The organism is Rhizobium sp. NLR16a (assembly GCF_017948245.1).
Classification (GTDB): domain Bacteria; phylum Pseudomonadota; class Alphaproteobacteria; order Rhizobiales; family Rhizobiaceae; genus Rhizobium.
The window spans coordinates 294,111-308,509 of the sequence record NZ_CP072867.1; the positions used below are offsets into that span (position 1 = coordinate 294,111).

The 14,399-nt window shown below is 62.2% G+C and carries 15 protein-coding genes; 6 read left to right on the forward strand and 9 right to left on the reverse strand.

The window, feature by feature from the left end; genetic code table 11:
* Nucleotides 1-939, reverse strand: coding sequence for a transglutaminase domain-containing protein (locus tag J7U39_RS23615; RefSeq protein WP_210632238.1), 939 nt, complete (start codon nt 937-939; stop codon nt 1-3).
* A gap of 229 nt (nt 940-1,168) precedes the next feature.
* Here J7U39_RS23615 and J7U39_RS23620 point away from each other — a divergent pair, with 229 nt between their 5' ends.
* The 5 genes from J7U39_RS23620 (at nt 1,169) to J7U39_RS23640 (ending at nt 7,427) form a co-directional block, all read left to right on the forward strand.
* Entirely contained in the window at nt 1,169-1,651 is a 483-nt protein-coding gene (locus tag J7U39_RS23620; RefSeq protein WP_210632239.1) for a GNAT family N-acetyltransferase, read from the forward strand.
* Nucleotides 1,652-1,784: 133 nt separating this feature from the next.
* Nucleotides 1,785-2,999: an MFS transporter gene (locus tag J7U39_RS23625; RefSeq protein WP_210632240.1), complete on the forward strand. Its 1,215-nt coding sequence runs from the start codon at nt 1,785-1,787 to the stop codon at nt 2,997-2,999.
* A gap of 329 nt (nt 3,000-3,328) precedes the next feature.
* A complete protein-coding gene (locus J7U39_RS23630; RefSeq protein ID WP_210632241.1) occupies nt 3,329-4,123 on the forward strand; it encodes an SDR family NAD(P)-dependent oxidoreductase in 795 nt (264 codons plus the stop codon).
* Nucleotides 4,124-4,226: 103 nt separating this feature from the next.
* A complete protein-coding gene (gene glgX / locus J7U39_RS23635) occupies nt 4,227-6,383 on the forward strand; it encodes a glycogen debranching protein GlgX (protein ID WP_210632242.1) in 2,157 nt (718 codons plus the stop codon).
* Nucleotides 6,384-6,398: 15 nt separating this feature from the next.
* A complete protein-coding gene (locus J7U39_RS23640; protein ID WP_210632243.1) occupies nt 6,399-7,427 on the forward strand; it encodes a DNA topoisomerase IB in 1,029 nt (342 codons plus the stop codon).
* Here the strand turns inward: J7U39_RS23640 and J7U39_RS23645 are convergent.
* From J7U39_RS23645 to J7U39_RS23655, 3 genes are all read right to left on the reverse strand, one after another.
* Complete coding sequence (locus J7U39_RS23645) at nt 7,410-8,135, reverse strand: glutathione S-transferase (protein ID WP_210632244.1); 726 nt, start codon at nt 8,133-8,135, stop codon at nt 7,410-7,412. The genes J7U39_RS23640 and J7U39_RS23645 overlap by 18 nt on opposite strands.
* A 2-nt stretch (nt 8,136-8,137) precedes the next feature.
* The gene (locus tag J7U39_RS23650; protein ID WP_210632245.1) at nt 8,138-8,428 is read right to left on the reverse strand and encodes a DUF3175 domain-containing protein; all 291 of its coding nucleotides are present in this window, start codon (nt 8,426-8,428) and stop codon (nt 8,138-8,140) included.
* Nucleotides 8,429-8,545: 117 nt separating this feature from the next.
* Nucleotides 8,546-8,860, reverse strand: a complete 315-nt coding sequence (locus tag J7U39_RS23655) for a plasmid stabilization protein (RefSeq protein ID WP_210632246.1) — start codon at nt 8,858-8,860, stop codon at nt 8,546-8,548.
* Nucleotides 8,861-9,038: 178 nt separating this feature from the next.
* Between J7U39_RS23655 and J7U39_RS23660 the strand changes: the two genes are divergently transcribed.
* Nucleotides 9,039-9,428 (forward strand): hypothetical protein, encoded by a 390-nt coding sequence (locus J7U39_RS23660; RefSeq protein ID WP_210632247.1) that lies wholly within the window; start codon nt 9,039-9,041, stop codon nt 9,426-9,428.
* On the opposite strand, the gene J7U39_RS23665 is transcribed toward J7U39_RS23660, so the two are convergent.
* From J7U39_RS23665 to J7U39_RS23685, 5 genes are all read right to left on the reverse strand, one after another.
* Nucleotides 9,425-12,160 carry a response regulator gene (locus J7U39_RS23665; RefSeq protein WP_210632248.1) on the reverse strand — a complete coding sequence of 912 codons (2,736 nt, stop codon included), beginning with the start codon at nt 12,158-12,160 and terminating at the stop codon, nt 9,425-9,427. The genes J7U39_RS23660 and J7U39_RS23665 overlap by 4 nt on opposite strands.
* A 196-nt stretch (nt 12,161-12,356) precedes the next feature.
* On the reverse strand, nt 12,357-12,905 hold the full coding sequence (locus tag J7U39_RS23670; RefSeq protein ID WP_210632249.1) for a hypothetical protein: 549 nt from the start codon (nt 12,903-12,905) through the stop codon (nt 12,357-12,359).
* An 11-nt stretch (nt 12,906-12,916) separates the two neighbouring features.
* Nucleotides 12,917-13,648, reverse strand: coding sequence for an ABC transporter permease (locus tag J7U39_RS23675; protein WP_210632250.1), 732 nt, complete (start codon nt 13,646-13,648; stop codon nt 12,917-12,919).
* Nucleotides 13,648-14,085, reverse strand: coding sequence for a YqaA family protein (locus J7U39_RS23680; protein WP_210632251.1), 438 nt, complete (start codon nt 14,083-14,085; stop codon nt 13,648-13,650). Before J7U39_RS23680 ends, J7U39_RS23675 begins: the two co-directional genes overlap by 1 nt.
* A 4-nt stretch (nt 14,086-14,089) precedes the next feature.
* On the reverse strand, nt 14,090-14,368 hold the full coding sequence (locus tag J7U39_RS23685) for a metal-sensing transcriptional repressor (protein ID WP_210632656.1): 279 nt from the start codon (nt 14,366-14,368) through the stop codon (nt 14,090-14,092).
* Nucleotides 14,369-14,399 lie beyond the last annotated feature (31 nt).

Below are 14,399 nucleotides of genomic sequence, written 5' to 3' on the forward strand. Positions count from 1 at the left end.
TCAGCCCTCGAGCACGCTTTCCTGACGCCGTCGCAATGAGTTGAAGACCGTGTGCGGGAGCCGTAGTTTAGGATCCTCGGAAAAACGCCGGCTCAACGCATCGAAATCTGCATCTGGATCGGCCGTAATCAAAGCGACCTCGTCAAAGAAATCCAGTTCGGAATGCGAAAGCGTCGCATTTAACGCGGGTTGCGCTCCCCAAACGTCCCAAGGCAGGATTTCGCGACCGTTGAGAGTGGCGAGATCTCGGATCAGGTTACCGGCGATGAACCACAGACCACGAAGCTGCTCAAACTCGATGCCGAACAGATTTGGATCGAGTTCTCCGCTGCGGCATCTGCGCCAGGCCTCGGAAGCGGTCAGGAATTGGGCGCGCGGAACGTCATGGATGTCGAAACGAATTCCGAGATTGCGGATGAAACCCCCGTCGAGCTGGCTGTCCAGCAGGGCCCAGCGCCCATCAGCCGCTTTCCAATACTCACATACCCAATGATCCTCGAACTTGCCCGGATTGAAGTAAGTGGCGAAGCCTCCGCGGCCACGGGCGGGAATTCCGTGCTGCCGAAGGATTGCGACGGACAGCAACATGTAATGGCGGCAGATTCCGACCAGACGCTTCTGGGGCGGCCGGGCGACGGAGAGCGGACGGTCGTCGAGCACCAGCAACGCATCGAGCATCTTCTCCAACGGCCGGACGTGGCTTTCGCCGCGGCGCGCTTCGGGAACCTTGTAACCGTAGAATGGTTCTGCGGCGTGCTCGTAGATCAGCAAAGCCTGCGCCGTGTGGGCAACGCCGGCCGGATCGGACGGCAGTATGTCGAGGAGCGCAGAATGGCGGCCGGGCGCGCTAAAGGCAGAATGCCTTGTATAATGTTCATGCTTGCAATGCTGCGCGCCATCATTGCCCGCGCAAGGGGCGGAAAGGGCCTTGGCGTTCATGATAAACCTCCTGCGGATGGACTGCCGGTACGCCTGTTCTGCCATGGGCTCTGAAGGGGTGCTTGATCCTGGTTGCTGACGTTTGCGCCTTATTCGCCCCTGGAGCTTTGTGAAGACAGCGCGCTGTTCGCTCCCGGCAGGGCGCATCGTAACCGGCACGATATAACCGGCCGCGCTATGAAACGCGCGGAACGTTGCGTGCCGCGATCTCCTTCGATAAAAACCCGGCATGCTGATCCGACTCGCAAACGACGACGACCGAAGCGCGATCTGGCGGATCATCGGCCCGACGATCCGCGCCGGCGAGACCTATGCGCTCGATCGCGATCTTTCCGAAGTCGATGCGCTCGCCTACTGGATGGGAGCGGACCGCGAGACCTTCGTCGCGGAAGAGGATGGCATTATCCTCGGCACCTATTACATCAAGGCCAATCAGGCGGGCGGCGGGCGCCACGTCTGCAATTGCGGCTACATGACCGATCCCGCCGCAAGAGGCCGCGGCGTCGCCCGCCGCATGCATGAACATTCGCTGCAGCATGCCCGCTTGCGGGGTTTTCGGGCCATGCAGTTCAACTTCGTCGTCAGCAGCAATCGCCGCGCCGTCGCGCTGTGGCAATCGCTCGGCTTCGACATCGTCGGCCGGCTGCCCGGCGTCTTCCTTCATCCGACCGAGGGCTATGTCGACGCCTTGGTGATGTTCCGCACTCTCTAAACGGCACGTGGAAAAAAGATGTAAGCGCGCTGTCGAAATCGCAGCGGTTCAAACGTCTTTAATCGCAAGGCGCGGAACCGGCGGACCGGCTGCACGCGCCGCGATCACTCTGTCGGCATGGAGGTATGAAGCCATGAGTGTTTCCTATCGTTGGGTCATCGTCGCAGTCGGCGCCCTGATGTCGTGCGTCGCCATCGGCGCAATGTTCTCGCTGGCGATTTTCCAGGAGCCGATCGCCACCGCGACCGGCTGGTCGCATGTCGGGATTGCCAGCGCCATGACGCTGAATTTCCTCGTCATGGGTCTCGGCGGTTTCCTCTGGGGGGCGGCAAGCGACCGTTTCGGGCCGCGCCTCGTCGTGCTGGTCGGCTCGGTGTTGCTCGGCCTGGCGCTGGTGTTCGCCAGCCGCACCGCAACGCTCATCGAATTCCAGCTGACCTATGGCATCCTGGTCGGACTGGCCGCCAGCGCCTTTTTCGCGCCGATGATCGCCGCGACCACCGCCTGGTTCGACGTCAACCGCGGTCTTGCCGTATCACTCGTATCGGCCGGCATGGGGGTGGCGCCGATGACCATCTCGCCCTTCGCCCGCTGGCTGATCTCGGCCTATGAATGGCGCCCCGCCATGTTGATCATCGGCGTCGCCACCTGGGTGCTGCTGGTGCCGGCCGCGCTGCTGGTCAGGCGCCCGCCTGCCGAGAGCGTCGATGCCGGCACGGAGTTTGCCGCGGCGGGCGCTCGGCCGCAGCTGTCGAAAGTCTTCCGGTCGCCGCAATTCATCGTGCTCGGCCTCACCTTCTTTGCCTGCTGTGCGGCCCATTCCGGGCCGATCTTCCACATGGTCAACTATGCGACGATCTGCGGCGTCGCGCCGATGGCGGCCGTCAGCATCTACAGTGTCGAAGGCCTGGCGGGCCTCGGCGGCCGGCTGCTCTATGGCAGCCTCGCCGACAGGCTCGGCGTGAAGCCGGTCCTGGTCGCCGGCCTCCTCGTGCAGGCGGCCGCGCTCGCGACCTATCTCCTGGTCAGCGAGCTGACGGAGTTCTATGCGCTCGCCATCGTCTTCGGCAGTGCCTATGGCGGCGTAATGCCGCTCTATGCGGTGCTGGCGCGGGAATATTTCGGCCAGCGCATCATCGGCACCGTGCTGGGCGCGGCGACGATGCTCTCCAGCCTCGGCATGGCCTTCGGCCCTCTGATCGGCGGCTGGATCTTCGATACGTTCGCTAATTATTCCTGGCTGTTCATCGGTTCTGCGATGGTTGGGCTCGGGGCTGCGGCAATCGCGCTGGCATTTCCGCCGCTTGTCCGGCGGGAGCAGGAGGCGGTTTTCGGTGTGTCGTCTTGAGGAGTCTCCAATCAAGGAAGTCTGCAAGACCAGTCTCAAGAAAGAACCCTCCCCAATCCCTCCCGATAAGGGGGAGGGGCTGAGCTCTCGCTGTATGGGGCCAAACAGCGAAACTTTTCTGCAGATGAAACGGTGAAATGGTACGCAGTTGCGGCACTTTGGTCCCTTCCCTTGTGGGGAGGGGTCTTTGGCCCGAACCGGCCAGCCATGACATCTTCCAGGACGCAAATCTCCGGCTTTCGTGCATTGCCCTTCCCCGATTTCGGCTGATAGACTTCCCCCATCTGTTTCATCACCTATGTCCTTGGTTTTCGGGAGGCTTCTTGGCCATGACAGAACTTGCTCAATTGCTCGCATCCATCAATCTGCCGGATCTCGCCGGCAAGGCCGTGCTGATCACCGGCGCCTCGACCGGGATCGGCGCGGCGCTCGCCCGCGCCTTTGCGGCTCAAGGCTGCAAGGTCGGGGTGCATTACAACGCCAGCCGTGAACCGGCCGAGAAGCTCGCCGAGGAAATCCGAGCCGCCGGCGGTACGGTGCATCTGATCCAGGGCGACGTGTCGAGGGAAGGCGAGACCGAGCGTGTCGTCGAGGAGACGGCGAAGACCTTCGGCCATCTCGACGGGCTGATCAACAATGCCGGCGGCATGCTGGGGCGCAAGCCAACCTCCGAATATACCGACGCCCATTATGCCGCGGTGATGGACCTCAACGCCCGCTCGGTGCTGGCGGCGACGCGCGCGGCCCATCCCTGGCTGAAAAAGCAGGGCGGCTTCATCATCAACACCACCTCGATCGCCGCCCGCAACGGCGGCGGCAATGGCGCGGTCCTCTACGCCGCCTCCAAGGGCTTCGTCTCGACCATCACCCGCGGCCATGCCAAGGAGTTCGTCGCCGACAGGATCCGCGTCAACGCGGTGGCGCCGGGCGTGATCGCCACGCCCTTCCACGAGCGCTATACCAATGACGAGCAGATGGAGTTGCAACGCAAATCGATTCCGATGGGCTTCGTCGGCACATCGGAGGATTGCGTCGGGGCCTATCTCTTCCTCGCTTCGCCAACACTTTCGGGCTACATCACCGGCCAGGTCATCGAGGTCAACGGCGGCCAACTGATGCCGTAAACGCTTCGATCGGCAAACGACAGCATCCGCTTTTGCCTAGGGCTACGGAACTTTCGAACCACCTTCACGTTTCCCGCTTGGTCTTTTCATCAAGCGGGGCGCCATGAGCTTTTCCTTTTCGGAACTCGACTTCCTCAAGCCGGAGCTGGGGGCGGAGTATACGGGTTCCGGTACTCATTTCGCCGTCTTCTCGGCGCATGCGCAACAGATCGAGCTCTGCCTGTTTTCCCCTGACGGAAAAGATGAGATCGCCCGGCTGCCCTTGCCCAAACGCGAGGGCGACATCTGGTCGGGCTATATAGCCGGTATCGGACCGGGCACCGTCTATGGCTATCGCGCCCATGGCCCCTATGATCCGGGTGCCGGCCATCGCTTTAATCCGAACAAGCTGCTGCTCGACCCCTATGCCAAGCAGGTGACGGGCGAACTGCAATGGCACGATGCACTCTTCGGCTATCGGATCGGCGAGGACGATCTTTCCTTCGACGACCGCGACAGCGCGCCCTTCATGGTCAAGGGCGTCGTCCAGGATCCCGACTTCGACTGGGCAGGCGAAGAGGCGATCCGGCGGCCGTGGCCGGATACGATCATCTACGAGGCGCATGTGCGCGGCCTGATGATGACGCATCCGAAAGTGCCGGACCGGCTGCGCGGCACCTTTCTCGGCATGTGCAGCGATCCGATCATCGATCATCTCGTCGGACTTGGCGTCTCGGCGATCGAGCTGCTGCCGATCCAGTATTTCCTCGACGACCGCTATCTCCTCGAAAAGAATCTGAGGAATTATTGGGGTTATCAGACGCTCGGCTTCTTCGCGCCGCAGGCGCGCTATCTCTCAAGTGACAAGATCACCGAAATCAAGACCATGGTGAAGAGGTTCCATGCGGCCGGCATCGAGGTCATCATGGACGTGGTCTACAACCATACGGCCGAAGGCAGCGAGAAAGGGCCGACGCTCTCCTTCCGTGGGCTCGACAATGCGAGCTATTACATCCTCTCTCCCGACGATCCCCGCCACACTTTCGATACGACGGGGACCGGCAACACGCTGAATGTCGCCAATCCGATGGTGATGCGCATGGTGCTCGACAGCCTGCGCTATTGGGTCGGCGTCATGCATATCGACGGCTTCCGTTTCGATCTTGCCAGCACGCTCGGCCGACAGGATCTGGAATTCGACCGTCAGGGCCTGTTCTTCGGCGCCATCCGTCAGGATCCGATCCTTGCCGGCGTCAAGCTGATCGCCGAACCCTGGGATATTGGCGCGGGCGGTTATCAGGTCGGCGGTTTCCCACATCCCTTCCGCGAGTGGAACGACAAGTTCCGCGATGACGTGCGCCGTTTCTGGAAGGGCGACGGCGGCATGGTGTCGGAGCTGGCGGCGCGCATCACCGGTTCGGCGCCGCAATTCAATCATTCCGATCGGGGCGCGACCTCCTCGATCAATCTTTTGTCTGCCCATGATGGCTTCACGCTGATGGATACGGTGTCCTTCGACGGCAAGCACAACGAGGCAAACGGCGAGGATAACCGCGACGGGCATTCCGACAATCATTCCGACAATATGGGGGTCGAGGGTGCGACCGATGATTTCGAGATAAACGCGGCACGCGCACGCCGACGGCGCAACATGATGGCGACGCTGATGCTGTCACAGGGCGTGCCGATGATTTTGGCCGGCGACGAGCTCGGCAACAGCCAGGGCGGCAACAACAACGCCTATTGCCAGGACAACGAGATCGGCTGGACGAGCTGGGACGGGCTGGACGACCCCTTCCTCGATTTTTGTCGGCAGGCCGTTGCCTTCCGCAAGGCTCATCCCGTCCTGCGCCAGGAGCGGTTCCTGACGGGGGAGACCAGTGAAGACGGGCGTATCGAGATCGCCTGGTACAAACCCGACGGCAGTTTCATGGACGACGGAGCCTGGAACGACGACGGACTGCAGGTACTCGGCGTATACTTCTCGAAGAGCGCGCATGCACTCGATACCGAGAAGATGGACGACCTCTTCCTCGTCTTCAATGCCGGCGGTGATTGCGAAGTTCATCTGCCTGAGGTGAACGGACTGACGCAGTGGTCACGGGTTCTCGACACCGGGGCGGAGACCGGCGCCTTCGAGGTACACGACGAGGCCAATCCTGTCATGGTCTACACCCAGAGCTTGGCCGTCTTTGCGCCGACAGGCCAGACGCAACCGCCGGAAGGGGCGACCAAGGCCCAGCGCCGCCGGTGGTTTCAGTTCGGCCGCCGTGACAAATAGCGGGTCGCCATCAGCATGAATGCCGAAACCATTACCGAACTTGGCCTGATCTATGTCAGCGATACCGAACCGGGCATCCGCAGGCGAAGGAAAGGCAAGGGCTTCAGCTATGTGATGCCTGACGGTACGACGCTTTCCGATGAATCGCAGCGGGCGCGCATCGGTGCGCTCGGCCTGCCGCCCGCCTACGAGAACGTCTGGATCTGTCTCTACGAGAACGGTCATCTGCAGGCGACCGGCATCGATGCGCGCGGGCGCAAACAATACCGCTATCACAAGGACTGGCAATCGTTCCGCAGCGCCGGGAAGTTCTACCAGCTGATTGAATTCGGTCAGGCATTGCCGAAGATCCGCCGCACCGTGCTGCGGCATCTCGACACCGGTGCCGAGGATGTCAACGGCGTACTGGCGGCTCTGACGACACTGCTCGACGAGGCGCATCTGCGGGTCGGCAACCAGGCCTATGTCAGGGAGAACGGCACTTATGGCGCGACGACCCTATTGAAGCGCCATCTGAAAATCGTCGACGGGCGGATCGAGCTCAAGTTCCGGGCCAAGGGCGGCAAGCGCGTGCAGCGCAGCCTCAAGCATCCGAGGCTACAGAAAATCCTGGAAGAAATTTCCGACCTTCCCGGCCGCCAGCTCTTCGTCTGGAAGGATGAAAGCGGCGCGCTGAAACCGGTCGATTCTGGCCGGCTGAATGCCTACCTGGCCGAAATATCGGGGATTCCGATCTCCGCCAAGACGTTCCGCACCTGGGCCGGATCGCTGGCGGCCTTCGGGGTCGCCCGCGAAAGGATCGTCGGCGGCGGGCGGCCGACGGTGAAGGAAATGTCGGAGGCTGCGGCCGAGGCGTTGCACAATACACCGGCGATCTCACGCTCGAGCTACATCCATCCGGCCATCATCGGCCTCGCCGGCAATGGCCATGCTTTGATCGAAGGCGGCAACGAACCGCTGCGGGGCTTGCGCGCCGAGGAAAACAGGCTGCTTGATTTCCTCATACGCGAGACTGAACTGAACTCTTCAGCTTTCGGCGTCTAGCTCGGGATAGTGCCTGAAAATTCCATCCTCATTGAAGGCGAGGCGGCGAGGGGAGGCGAGATAACGGGCGATGTTCGGCCGCTTCGCCACCGCATCGTGCAGGGCAAGGAGAGCAGGGTACTCCGCGTTGCGCTTCGCCATGGCTTTGGGAAAGGCATAGGTGAGACCCTCGATCACCTGAAAGACCGAGAGGTCGACATAGGTGAGAGCGTTGCCGATCATATGATCGGCGCCTTCTGGATTGCGCTTCAGGACACGCTCGAAATAACCGAGGAATTTTGGAATGCGATCGCGGGTGAAGGCGGCCGAACGGGTTTTGGCTTCCTGCTTCTGGTCTTCGTAATAAAGAGACAGGTCGATCGGGTGGTGCGTATCGTGCGCTTCGGCGACGAAATCGGTGATGGTGAGCTGCAGGCCGTTGGCGACATAGCGAAGGCTTTCGTCCTCCGGCGCAAGGCCGAGCTTCGGCCCGAGGTAAAACAGGATGTTGGCGACATGCGGGATGAGGAGGTCGCCGTCCTTCAGGAAGGGCGGAGCGAAGGGGATGTGCGGCTCGCCTTCGCCCTTCATGATCTCAAGCATGGCGCCTGTTCCCCGGCCGGGCTGACGCGTGACGTCGACATAGTCGGCGCCGGCTGCTTCCAGTGCCAACCGCACGAATTCGCCGCGGCCTTGAATGCCGTCCCAATAATAAAGCTCATATGCCATGCTCAATGCCTCGGTTGACGACCGAAGTCTTTTCGCAGTTCGTCCTTGGCCTTTTCAAGGGTGTCGCGCCGCTTTTTCGACAGCTGCTCGCCGGCGCGGTTGATGTAGAAGGTCAGCATCGACATGGCAGCGCGAAACGGGCTGGACTTGCGGCGATCGCTCTCCTCGGCGGAATGCTTGATCGACCGGGCAATCTTCTTCGGATCGTTCGATTTGAACGCGCCTTCCTTGAGGTCCATAGCGTTGCTGTGCTCGGTAACGTTCTGGGACCATTTCTTCTTCGATTTGGCCATGACGAAAACCCCTTTGCCGGACGGGCTGGCGATAGACTGACGCTTGCCGTTTCCCTTATCGATTAAAGAGTTGGAGCATGACGGCGCCCGAAACCGCTCACACCCTTCGGCACATGCTTAGTGGTGGCTATGGTGCTCGTTGCGCTTGCGTGTCGCGGCCGCCTTCTTGGCGGAAGCGGACCGTTCCTCCTTCGAGCGTGCCGCGGATGCAGCGCCGCCAGCCCGGCCGCCTTTTTCAGAGGATTCATGCGTATCCTTCTTGCCGCGGCCGGAACCCGATTTGTTGCCGCCGCCGCTTTCCTTGTTGACGGTCGCCCAGGCGCGCCGTTCGGCCTCCTTTTCGGAGACGCCGCGCTCCTCGTAGCTCTCCTCGATGTGTTCGGCCTTGCGTTTCTGCTTGTCGGTATAGTCGGATTTGTCTCCTCGCGGCATCTTCGCCTCCTGTGGTTTGCAAAGCGCTCGAACGCGGTTTGTAAGAGAAACCAACCGGTGCCGAGGGTAAAAGTTCCCTCTAGGGTCATTGTCCCAGATTTCGGAACAAAAGCCGGTTTTCTCAGGTTTCCGATGTGTGAGCCTGCTTAAAGCCTGCATGCGGCAAGGAACCGAGAACATGGAAAAACACATCGTCAAAGCCGATGGAAACGGCGCGATCGACGTGAACGGCCAGGTATCGCCGGTCACCTACACCGTCAGCGTCAAGGAAGGGAAGGGGCATTCCTACGAGGTCGATATCCGCCTGATGGCGCCGCGCGACTGGCTGCTGCAGAGGGGTTTCAACAGGGATGCCGTGCTTGTCAGCCAGAGCGGCGCCCGGATTCCCGTCTATCACGATGGTGTCAATCATCACGATGGCGGCAGCCATCACGATGACGATCATCATGACGGCGGCCGCCTCGATCCTGGCGACACGATCTCGATCGTATTGACGGCCCGCGACGACAGCTGCACCAGCGAGGTCGACCTGATGCGCAAATATCCCGAATTCGACGGTGCGGGTTAGAGCGGTTCAGCTTGGGAAAGCTGGGCGGCGCTCTTGACCGCCCGATCGAGTGCGGCGCTGGTGTAGGGTTTCGTCAGCAGCACCGAGCCGAAGAAGCGATCGGCGTCCGGCGGGTCGCTGTCGCCTGTGGCGAAGACCAGGCCGATGGACGGAAAGGCCTCCCGCGCCTTGGCGGCGAAGGCCGAGCCCGACATGCCGGGCAGGCCGACGTCGACGACGATGACGTCGAGGAGCGTGTGGCCAAGGATATCAACGCCCTGTTCGCCGCTGTCGGCCTCGATGACGTCGTAGCCGAGGTCCTGCAGGATTGCTGCGGTATCCATCCGAATGAATGCGTCGTCTTCCACGAGCAGCAGCCTCAGCTTGCCGGCCGTGCCGGAAACCTTTGGATCAGGTTGCTTTGCATTGGACACCGGCGCATTGGCCTCCACCTGGTGGCGTTGCGGCCGGTTGGCGAGCACCTGGCGGATCTTGCGGGCGAGCTCCTCGCGCGTATAGGGCTTGGAGAGCAGCTCCAGGCCCGGATCGAGCCTGCCGCCATGGACGATCGAGTTTTCGGTATAGCCCGAGGTGTAGAGCACGGCGATGTCGGGCAGGCGCTGTCGCGCCATGCGCGCAAGCTCCGGGCTCCGCAAGGGGCCGGGCATGACGACGTCGGTAAAGAGCAGGTCGATATGGGCGCCGCTCTCGATGACGGTGAGGGCGCTGTGCGCATCCTTCGCCTTCAGCACGTAATAGCCGAGGTCCGAGAGCATCTCGACGACCGTGGCGCGAACGCCCTCGTCGTCCTCGGCGACAAGAATGGTTTCGGTTCCGCCGGTCGCCGGCATGGTGTCGGCCGCCAGGGCGCGATCCTCGCTGCGGAACGAGCGGGCGAGGTAGAGTTTGACGGTCGTGCCTTCGCCGATCTCGCTGTAGATCTTCACATGGCCGCCGGATTGTTTGACGAAGCCGTAGACCATCGACAGGCCGAGACCGGTGCCTTTGCCTTCCGGTTTCGTCGAGAAGAACGGCTCGAAGGCCTGCTCCATCACCTCTTGCGTCATGCCGGAGCCGGTATCGGTGATGGCGAGCACGACATACTGGCCGGCCTTCACCTCAGGATGGCTGCGACTGTAGGAATCGTCAAGGAAGGCGTTGCCGACCTCGATCGTCAGCTTGCCGACGCCATCCATCGCGTCGCGCGAGTTTATCGCGAGGTTGAGCAGGGCGTTTTCGATCTGGGCCGGATCGGCGAAGGTGCTCCAGAGACCGCCGGAAACGATGGTCTCGACTTCGATTTCCTCGCCGAGCGCGCGACGCAGCATGTCGTCCATGCCGGTGACCAGGCGGCCGATATTGACGACCTTCGGCTCCAGCGGCTGGCGGCGGCCGAAAGCGAGCAGCTGGCTTGCCAGCCGCGACCCGCGTTCGACGGCAGCGAGCGCATTCGCGATGCGCTCCCTGGCCCGGCCGTTCTCCGCCACGTCCTTGCCGAGAAGCTGCAGATTGCCCGAGATCACCTGCAGCAGATTGTTGAAGTCATGGGCAACGCCGCCGGTGAGCTTGCCGATCGATTCCATCTTCTGCGACTGCTGGAGCGCTGCTTCGGCCTGTTGGCGATCGGCGATCTCGGCCGCGACCCGGACCTCGAGCAGTTCGTTGAGTTTGCGCAGCTGATCTTCCATGTGGCGACGCTGGTCGATTTCGATTTTGGCGGCGCGGAACAGCCGGATATTGTCGATCGCGACGGCCGATTGGCCGGCGAGGCTGACGAGGCTCGCCTCGGCCGCTTGAGAGAAGCGGCCGGGTTCGCCGTGGCCCAAGAACAAGCCGCCGATGACGCTGCCGTCGCGCGATTTCACCGGCACGGCGAGATAGCTCCTGACCGGCAGATGCCCCGTCGGCATGCCGGAATGCGGCGGATTCTGGCCGTAGCGCCGGTCGAGCTGGATGTCGTCGGAGCGCATGATGCCTTCGCCGCTGAAGGTCGGCTCGAAGACTTTTGTATTGCGTGGCATCGGGAATTTCTCGAAGTTCTTCCGGTCGACGCCGGAGAGCGCGTAAAGCATGTAGCTGCCGCCCTCGCCGTCATCGACATTGTAGAAGAAGGCGCCGAATTCGGCGCCCGTCAGCGTCACGCCGGCATCGACAACAATCTGGGTGAGACGTTCGACATCGGGCTCGATGGTGATAGCGGCGCCTGCCTGGTTGACGACTGCAAGCGCCTCCGATTTGGCGCGCAGTTCTTCCAACGCCAGCTTCTCGCCGCGCTTGGCGGCTACCTGGTCGGTGACGTCGAGGGTCGCGCAGAGGATGCCGGCGATGGTGCCGTCATCGTCGCGCAGCGGCGTATAGGAGAAGGTGAACCAGGTATCCTCGGTGCGGCCGTCCCGGCGCATCGGGATGAGCAGCTCTTTGAAGAGCTGCGGCCTGCCTTCGAGCGTGCTGGCGACGATCGGCGAGAACTGTTCCCAGATATCCGCCCAAACCTCGCGAAAGGGTCTTCCGAGTGCGGCAGGATGCCGGTCGGGGAAAACAGGCACATAGGCATCATTGTAAAGAAAGGCGAGATCCGGACCCCAGGCGACGAATTTCGGCTGGCGCGAATTCAACACCATTTCGGCGATATGCTTGAGAGAAGCAGGCCAGCTTTCGACCGGTCCGAGACCGACGGCGTCAAAGGCCGGATGCCGCAACAATTCGCCGATTTTGCCGCCGCCTCTCGGCCAGCCGTTGCCGACGCTTCCCATTCAAAACCGCTTCCCTGTCGCCCGCCGCGCCGGTGTGAACGGCAGAAATTCAACGTTCTACAGCATCTCTTGCGCGCCTGAAAAGGTGCGCACCGTAGGGGTTCAGCTCGTCCAACCGTCAACATAGAGGCTTGCAATGGCAGGGAAAGGGTCCGGTTGAAATATCGGTGTTCAGTGCTTTGTCATCGGGACAGGTTCAGTGCTCGGTTTGCTGCTCGGCGACGACGCTCGCGAGCACCTCGTCGCTACCGTTCGGGTAGATGGGAAGATCGAGCGTCACCGCCTCTTTCAACCCGTCGCGCTCGATCGTGAAGAACTTCCGAATACGTCCTTCACCGTTCTGCTCGCCGGACGGTTTTGCCGCTCTCGTCGAAACCAGACTGCGCTCGAAGCCCTCGGCATCGGTACCGGCGAAGGCCATCGTGCAGCTCTCGACAGCCTTCTCGCCGACCGTAGCCCTTCCAACGACCAGGGCCTCGAAGGGCGCGGCGCTGCCCGCCCCGGTGATCCAGCCGTCGAATGCCACGGGCTCCGAAAGAGGCAGAATGCTCAACGCCATGTCGGCAGCAAGCGCCGGCCACTTGTTTCGGTGCGCGAGAGCGGCCGCGCGATCATACTGCGGCCCGCGGTCCAGGCAGCGGTCGGCAAAGCGGTCGAACGAAGACAGAGCATCGTCGGCCAGGGCGTCGGCGAGAGGCCCGAATGCAATCGCCGCCGAGACGAGTATAGTCTGAAGTCTTCGCATCGCTCTGATCCTCATCGCGCGTTCAGCCAGTTCGCTATCTCGACCGCGGCGACGGCGACGAGCACGAGGCCAGCCACACCGGACGTCGCGCGCGAGACGGAGGCAAGCAATTGCGGATGCCTTCTCATCAGATAGGAGATCCTGTTCCGGAAGACCACTGCGAGCAGGGCGACCGCGGACAAGGTCAGAGCGACGCCCATCATCATCGTGGCGGCGAACAGCAGGCCGGTGACGACGACCTGGTGGATCATCGCGAAAGTCATCACGAACAAGGTAAGCGGGCATGGCACGAGGCCGGCGGCAAATCCCATCAGCAGGCCTTCACCCTGAGCGTGCGAGTGGCTATGCCGGAGGAGCGCGGTCAGCACCATCCAGAGACCGATGACGCCCAGCAGCCCGCGGCTGACGACCTCGAGTGCCGGCGACGACCCGGCGTCGACGAATGAGGGCGATATCAGGGGAAGGGCGAGCAGCGCGATCACCACGGCCATCGTGACATGGGTGAAAGACAGCGCGAGCGACACGAGGAGCGCCCGATGCGCTTTTGCGGACGAGCCCGCCAGATAGGTGGCGAGCACCGATTTGCCGTGGCCGGGGGTCATCGCATGAACGGCCCCGAAGACGACGCCCATCGGCAGGAAGGCCAGAAACGATGCCCAGCCACTGCCCGCGGCGAAGTCCTTTATATGGCCGGCAAAGGTCAGGTAGATTTCCCGCTGGATGTCGATGATCTGCTGAAACATCAGGCCAGCCCCGTTGTCACTGCTGCAAGCACCAGATATCGCCCCACTTTGGCGACGGTCACCAACAGCAGGAAGGTCGGCAGGGGCTCCCGCAAGAGACCGGCCACGACCGTAATCGGGTCGCCGACGATTGGCAGCCAGCTTGCGAGCAGCGACCATTTGCCGAAGCGACGATACCATAGCTGCGCCCGGTCGAGGGCCGTCGGTCCCACTGGAAACCACCGTTTCTCCCGAAAGCGTTCGATGCCGCGGCCGAGCAGCCAGTTCGCCAGTGCACCGAGAACATTGCCGAGACTGGCAACGACGAGCAACCAGAAGACAGGGAACTTCTCGGACAGGAGGAGGCCGACCAGAACGGCTTCCGACTGCATCGGCATGATCGTCGCAGCCCCGAAGGCGGTCGCGAACAATCCCAGATAGGCCAGCAGGTCGGCCATGCAGTCAAAGATATTTCGTGATCGTCTTGAACTCGTCGATCGACTGCCGCTTATCGCGGGGGAGGGCGCCGACGGTGTCTTCGAGGCAATGGTCGAGATGGTCCTGGATCAGCGTGCGCTTGGCGTTGACGATGGCCTTCTCGACGGCGGAAAGCTGTTGCGCGATGTCGAGGCACGGCTTGCCGCCCTCGATCATCGCGATGACGCTTCGGAGGTGGCCTTCGGCCCGCTTCAGGCGTTTGACGATCTCCGGATGGGTGGCGTGGGTGTGCGGTTCGCTCATCGTGTCCATGTTCTCGATCCTTCCGAGGGGA

Bases quoted from the DNA above. Each gene is read 5' to 3' on its own strand.
- J7U39_RS23650 (WP_210632245.1), bottom strand. From the start codon at position 8,428: ATGGCCAAATCGAAGAAGAAATGGTCCCAGAACGTTACCGAGCACAGC.
- J7U39_RS23645 (WP_210632244.1), bottom strand. From the start codon at position 8,135: ATGGCATATGAGCTTTATTATTGGGACGGCATTCAAGGCCGCGGCGAA.
- J7U39_RS23615 (WP_210632238.1), bottom strand. From the start codon at position 939: ATGAACGCCAAGGCCCTTTCCGCCCCTTGCGCGGGCAATGATGGCGCG.
- J7U39_RS23625 (WP_210632240.1), top strand. From the start codon at position 1,785: ATGAGTGTTTCCTATCGTTGGGTCATCGTCGCAGTCGGCGCCCTGATG.
- J7U39_RS23655 (WP_210632246.1), bottom strand. From the start codon at position 8,860: ATGCCGCGAGGAGACAAATCCGACTATACCGACAAGCAGAAACGCAAG.
- J7U39_RS23675 (WP_210632250.1), bottom strand. From the start codon at position 13,648: ATGTTTCAGCAGATCATCGACATCCAGCGGGAAATCTACCTGACCTTT.
- J7U39_RS23620 (WP_210632239.1), top strand. From the start codon at position 1,169: ATGCTGATCCGACTCGCAAACGACGACGACCGAAGCGCGATCTGGCGG.
- J7U39_RS23670 (WP_210632249.1), bottom strand. From the start codon at position 12,905: ATGCGAAGACTTCAGACTATACTCGTCTCGGCGGCGATTGCATTCGGG.
- J7U39_RS23685 (WP_210632656.1), bottom strand. From the start codon at position 14,368: ATGAGCGAACCGCACACCCACGCCACCCATCCGGAGATCGTCAAACGC.
- J7U39_RS23640 (WP_210632243.1), top strand. From the start codon at position 6,399: ATGAATGCCGAAACCATTACCGAACTTGGCCTGATCTATGTCAGCGAT.
- J7U39_RS23630 (WP_210632241.1), top strand. From the start codon at position 3,329: ATGACAGAACTTGCTCAATTGCTCGCATCCATCAATCTGCCGGATCTC.
- J7U39_RS23660 (WP_210632247.1), top strand. From the start codon at position 9,039: ATGGAAAAACACATCGTCAAAGCCGATGGAAACGGCGCGATCGACGTG.
- J7U39_RS23665 (WP_210632248.1), bottom strand. From the start codon at position 12,160: ATGGGAAGCGTCGGCAACGGCTGGCCGAGAGGCGGCGGCAAAATCGGC.
- glgX (WP_210632242.1), top strand. From the start codon at position 4,227: ATGAGCTTTTCCTTTTCGGAACTCGACTTCCTCAAGCCGGAGCTGGGG.
- J7U39_RS23680 (WP_210632251.1), bottom strand. From the start codon at position 14,085: ATGGCCGACCTGCTGGCCTATCTGGGATTGTTCGCGACCGCCTTCGGG.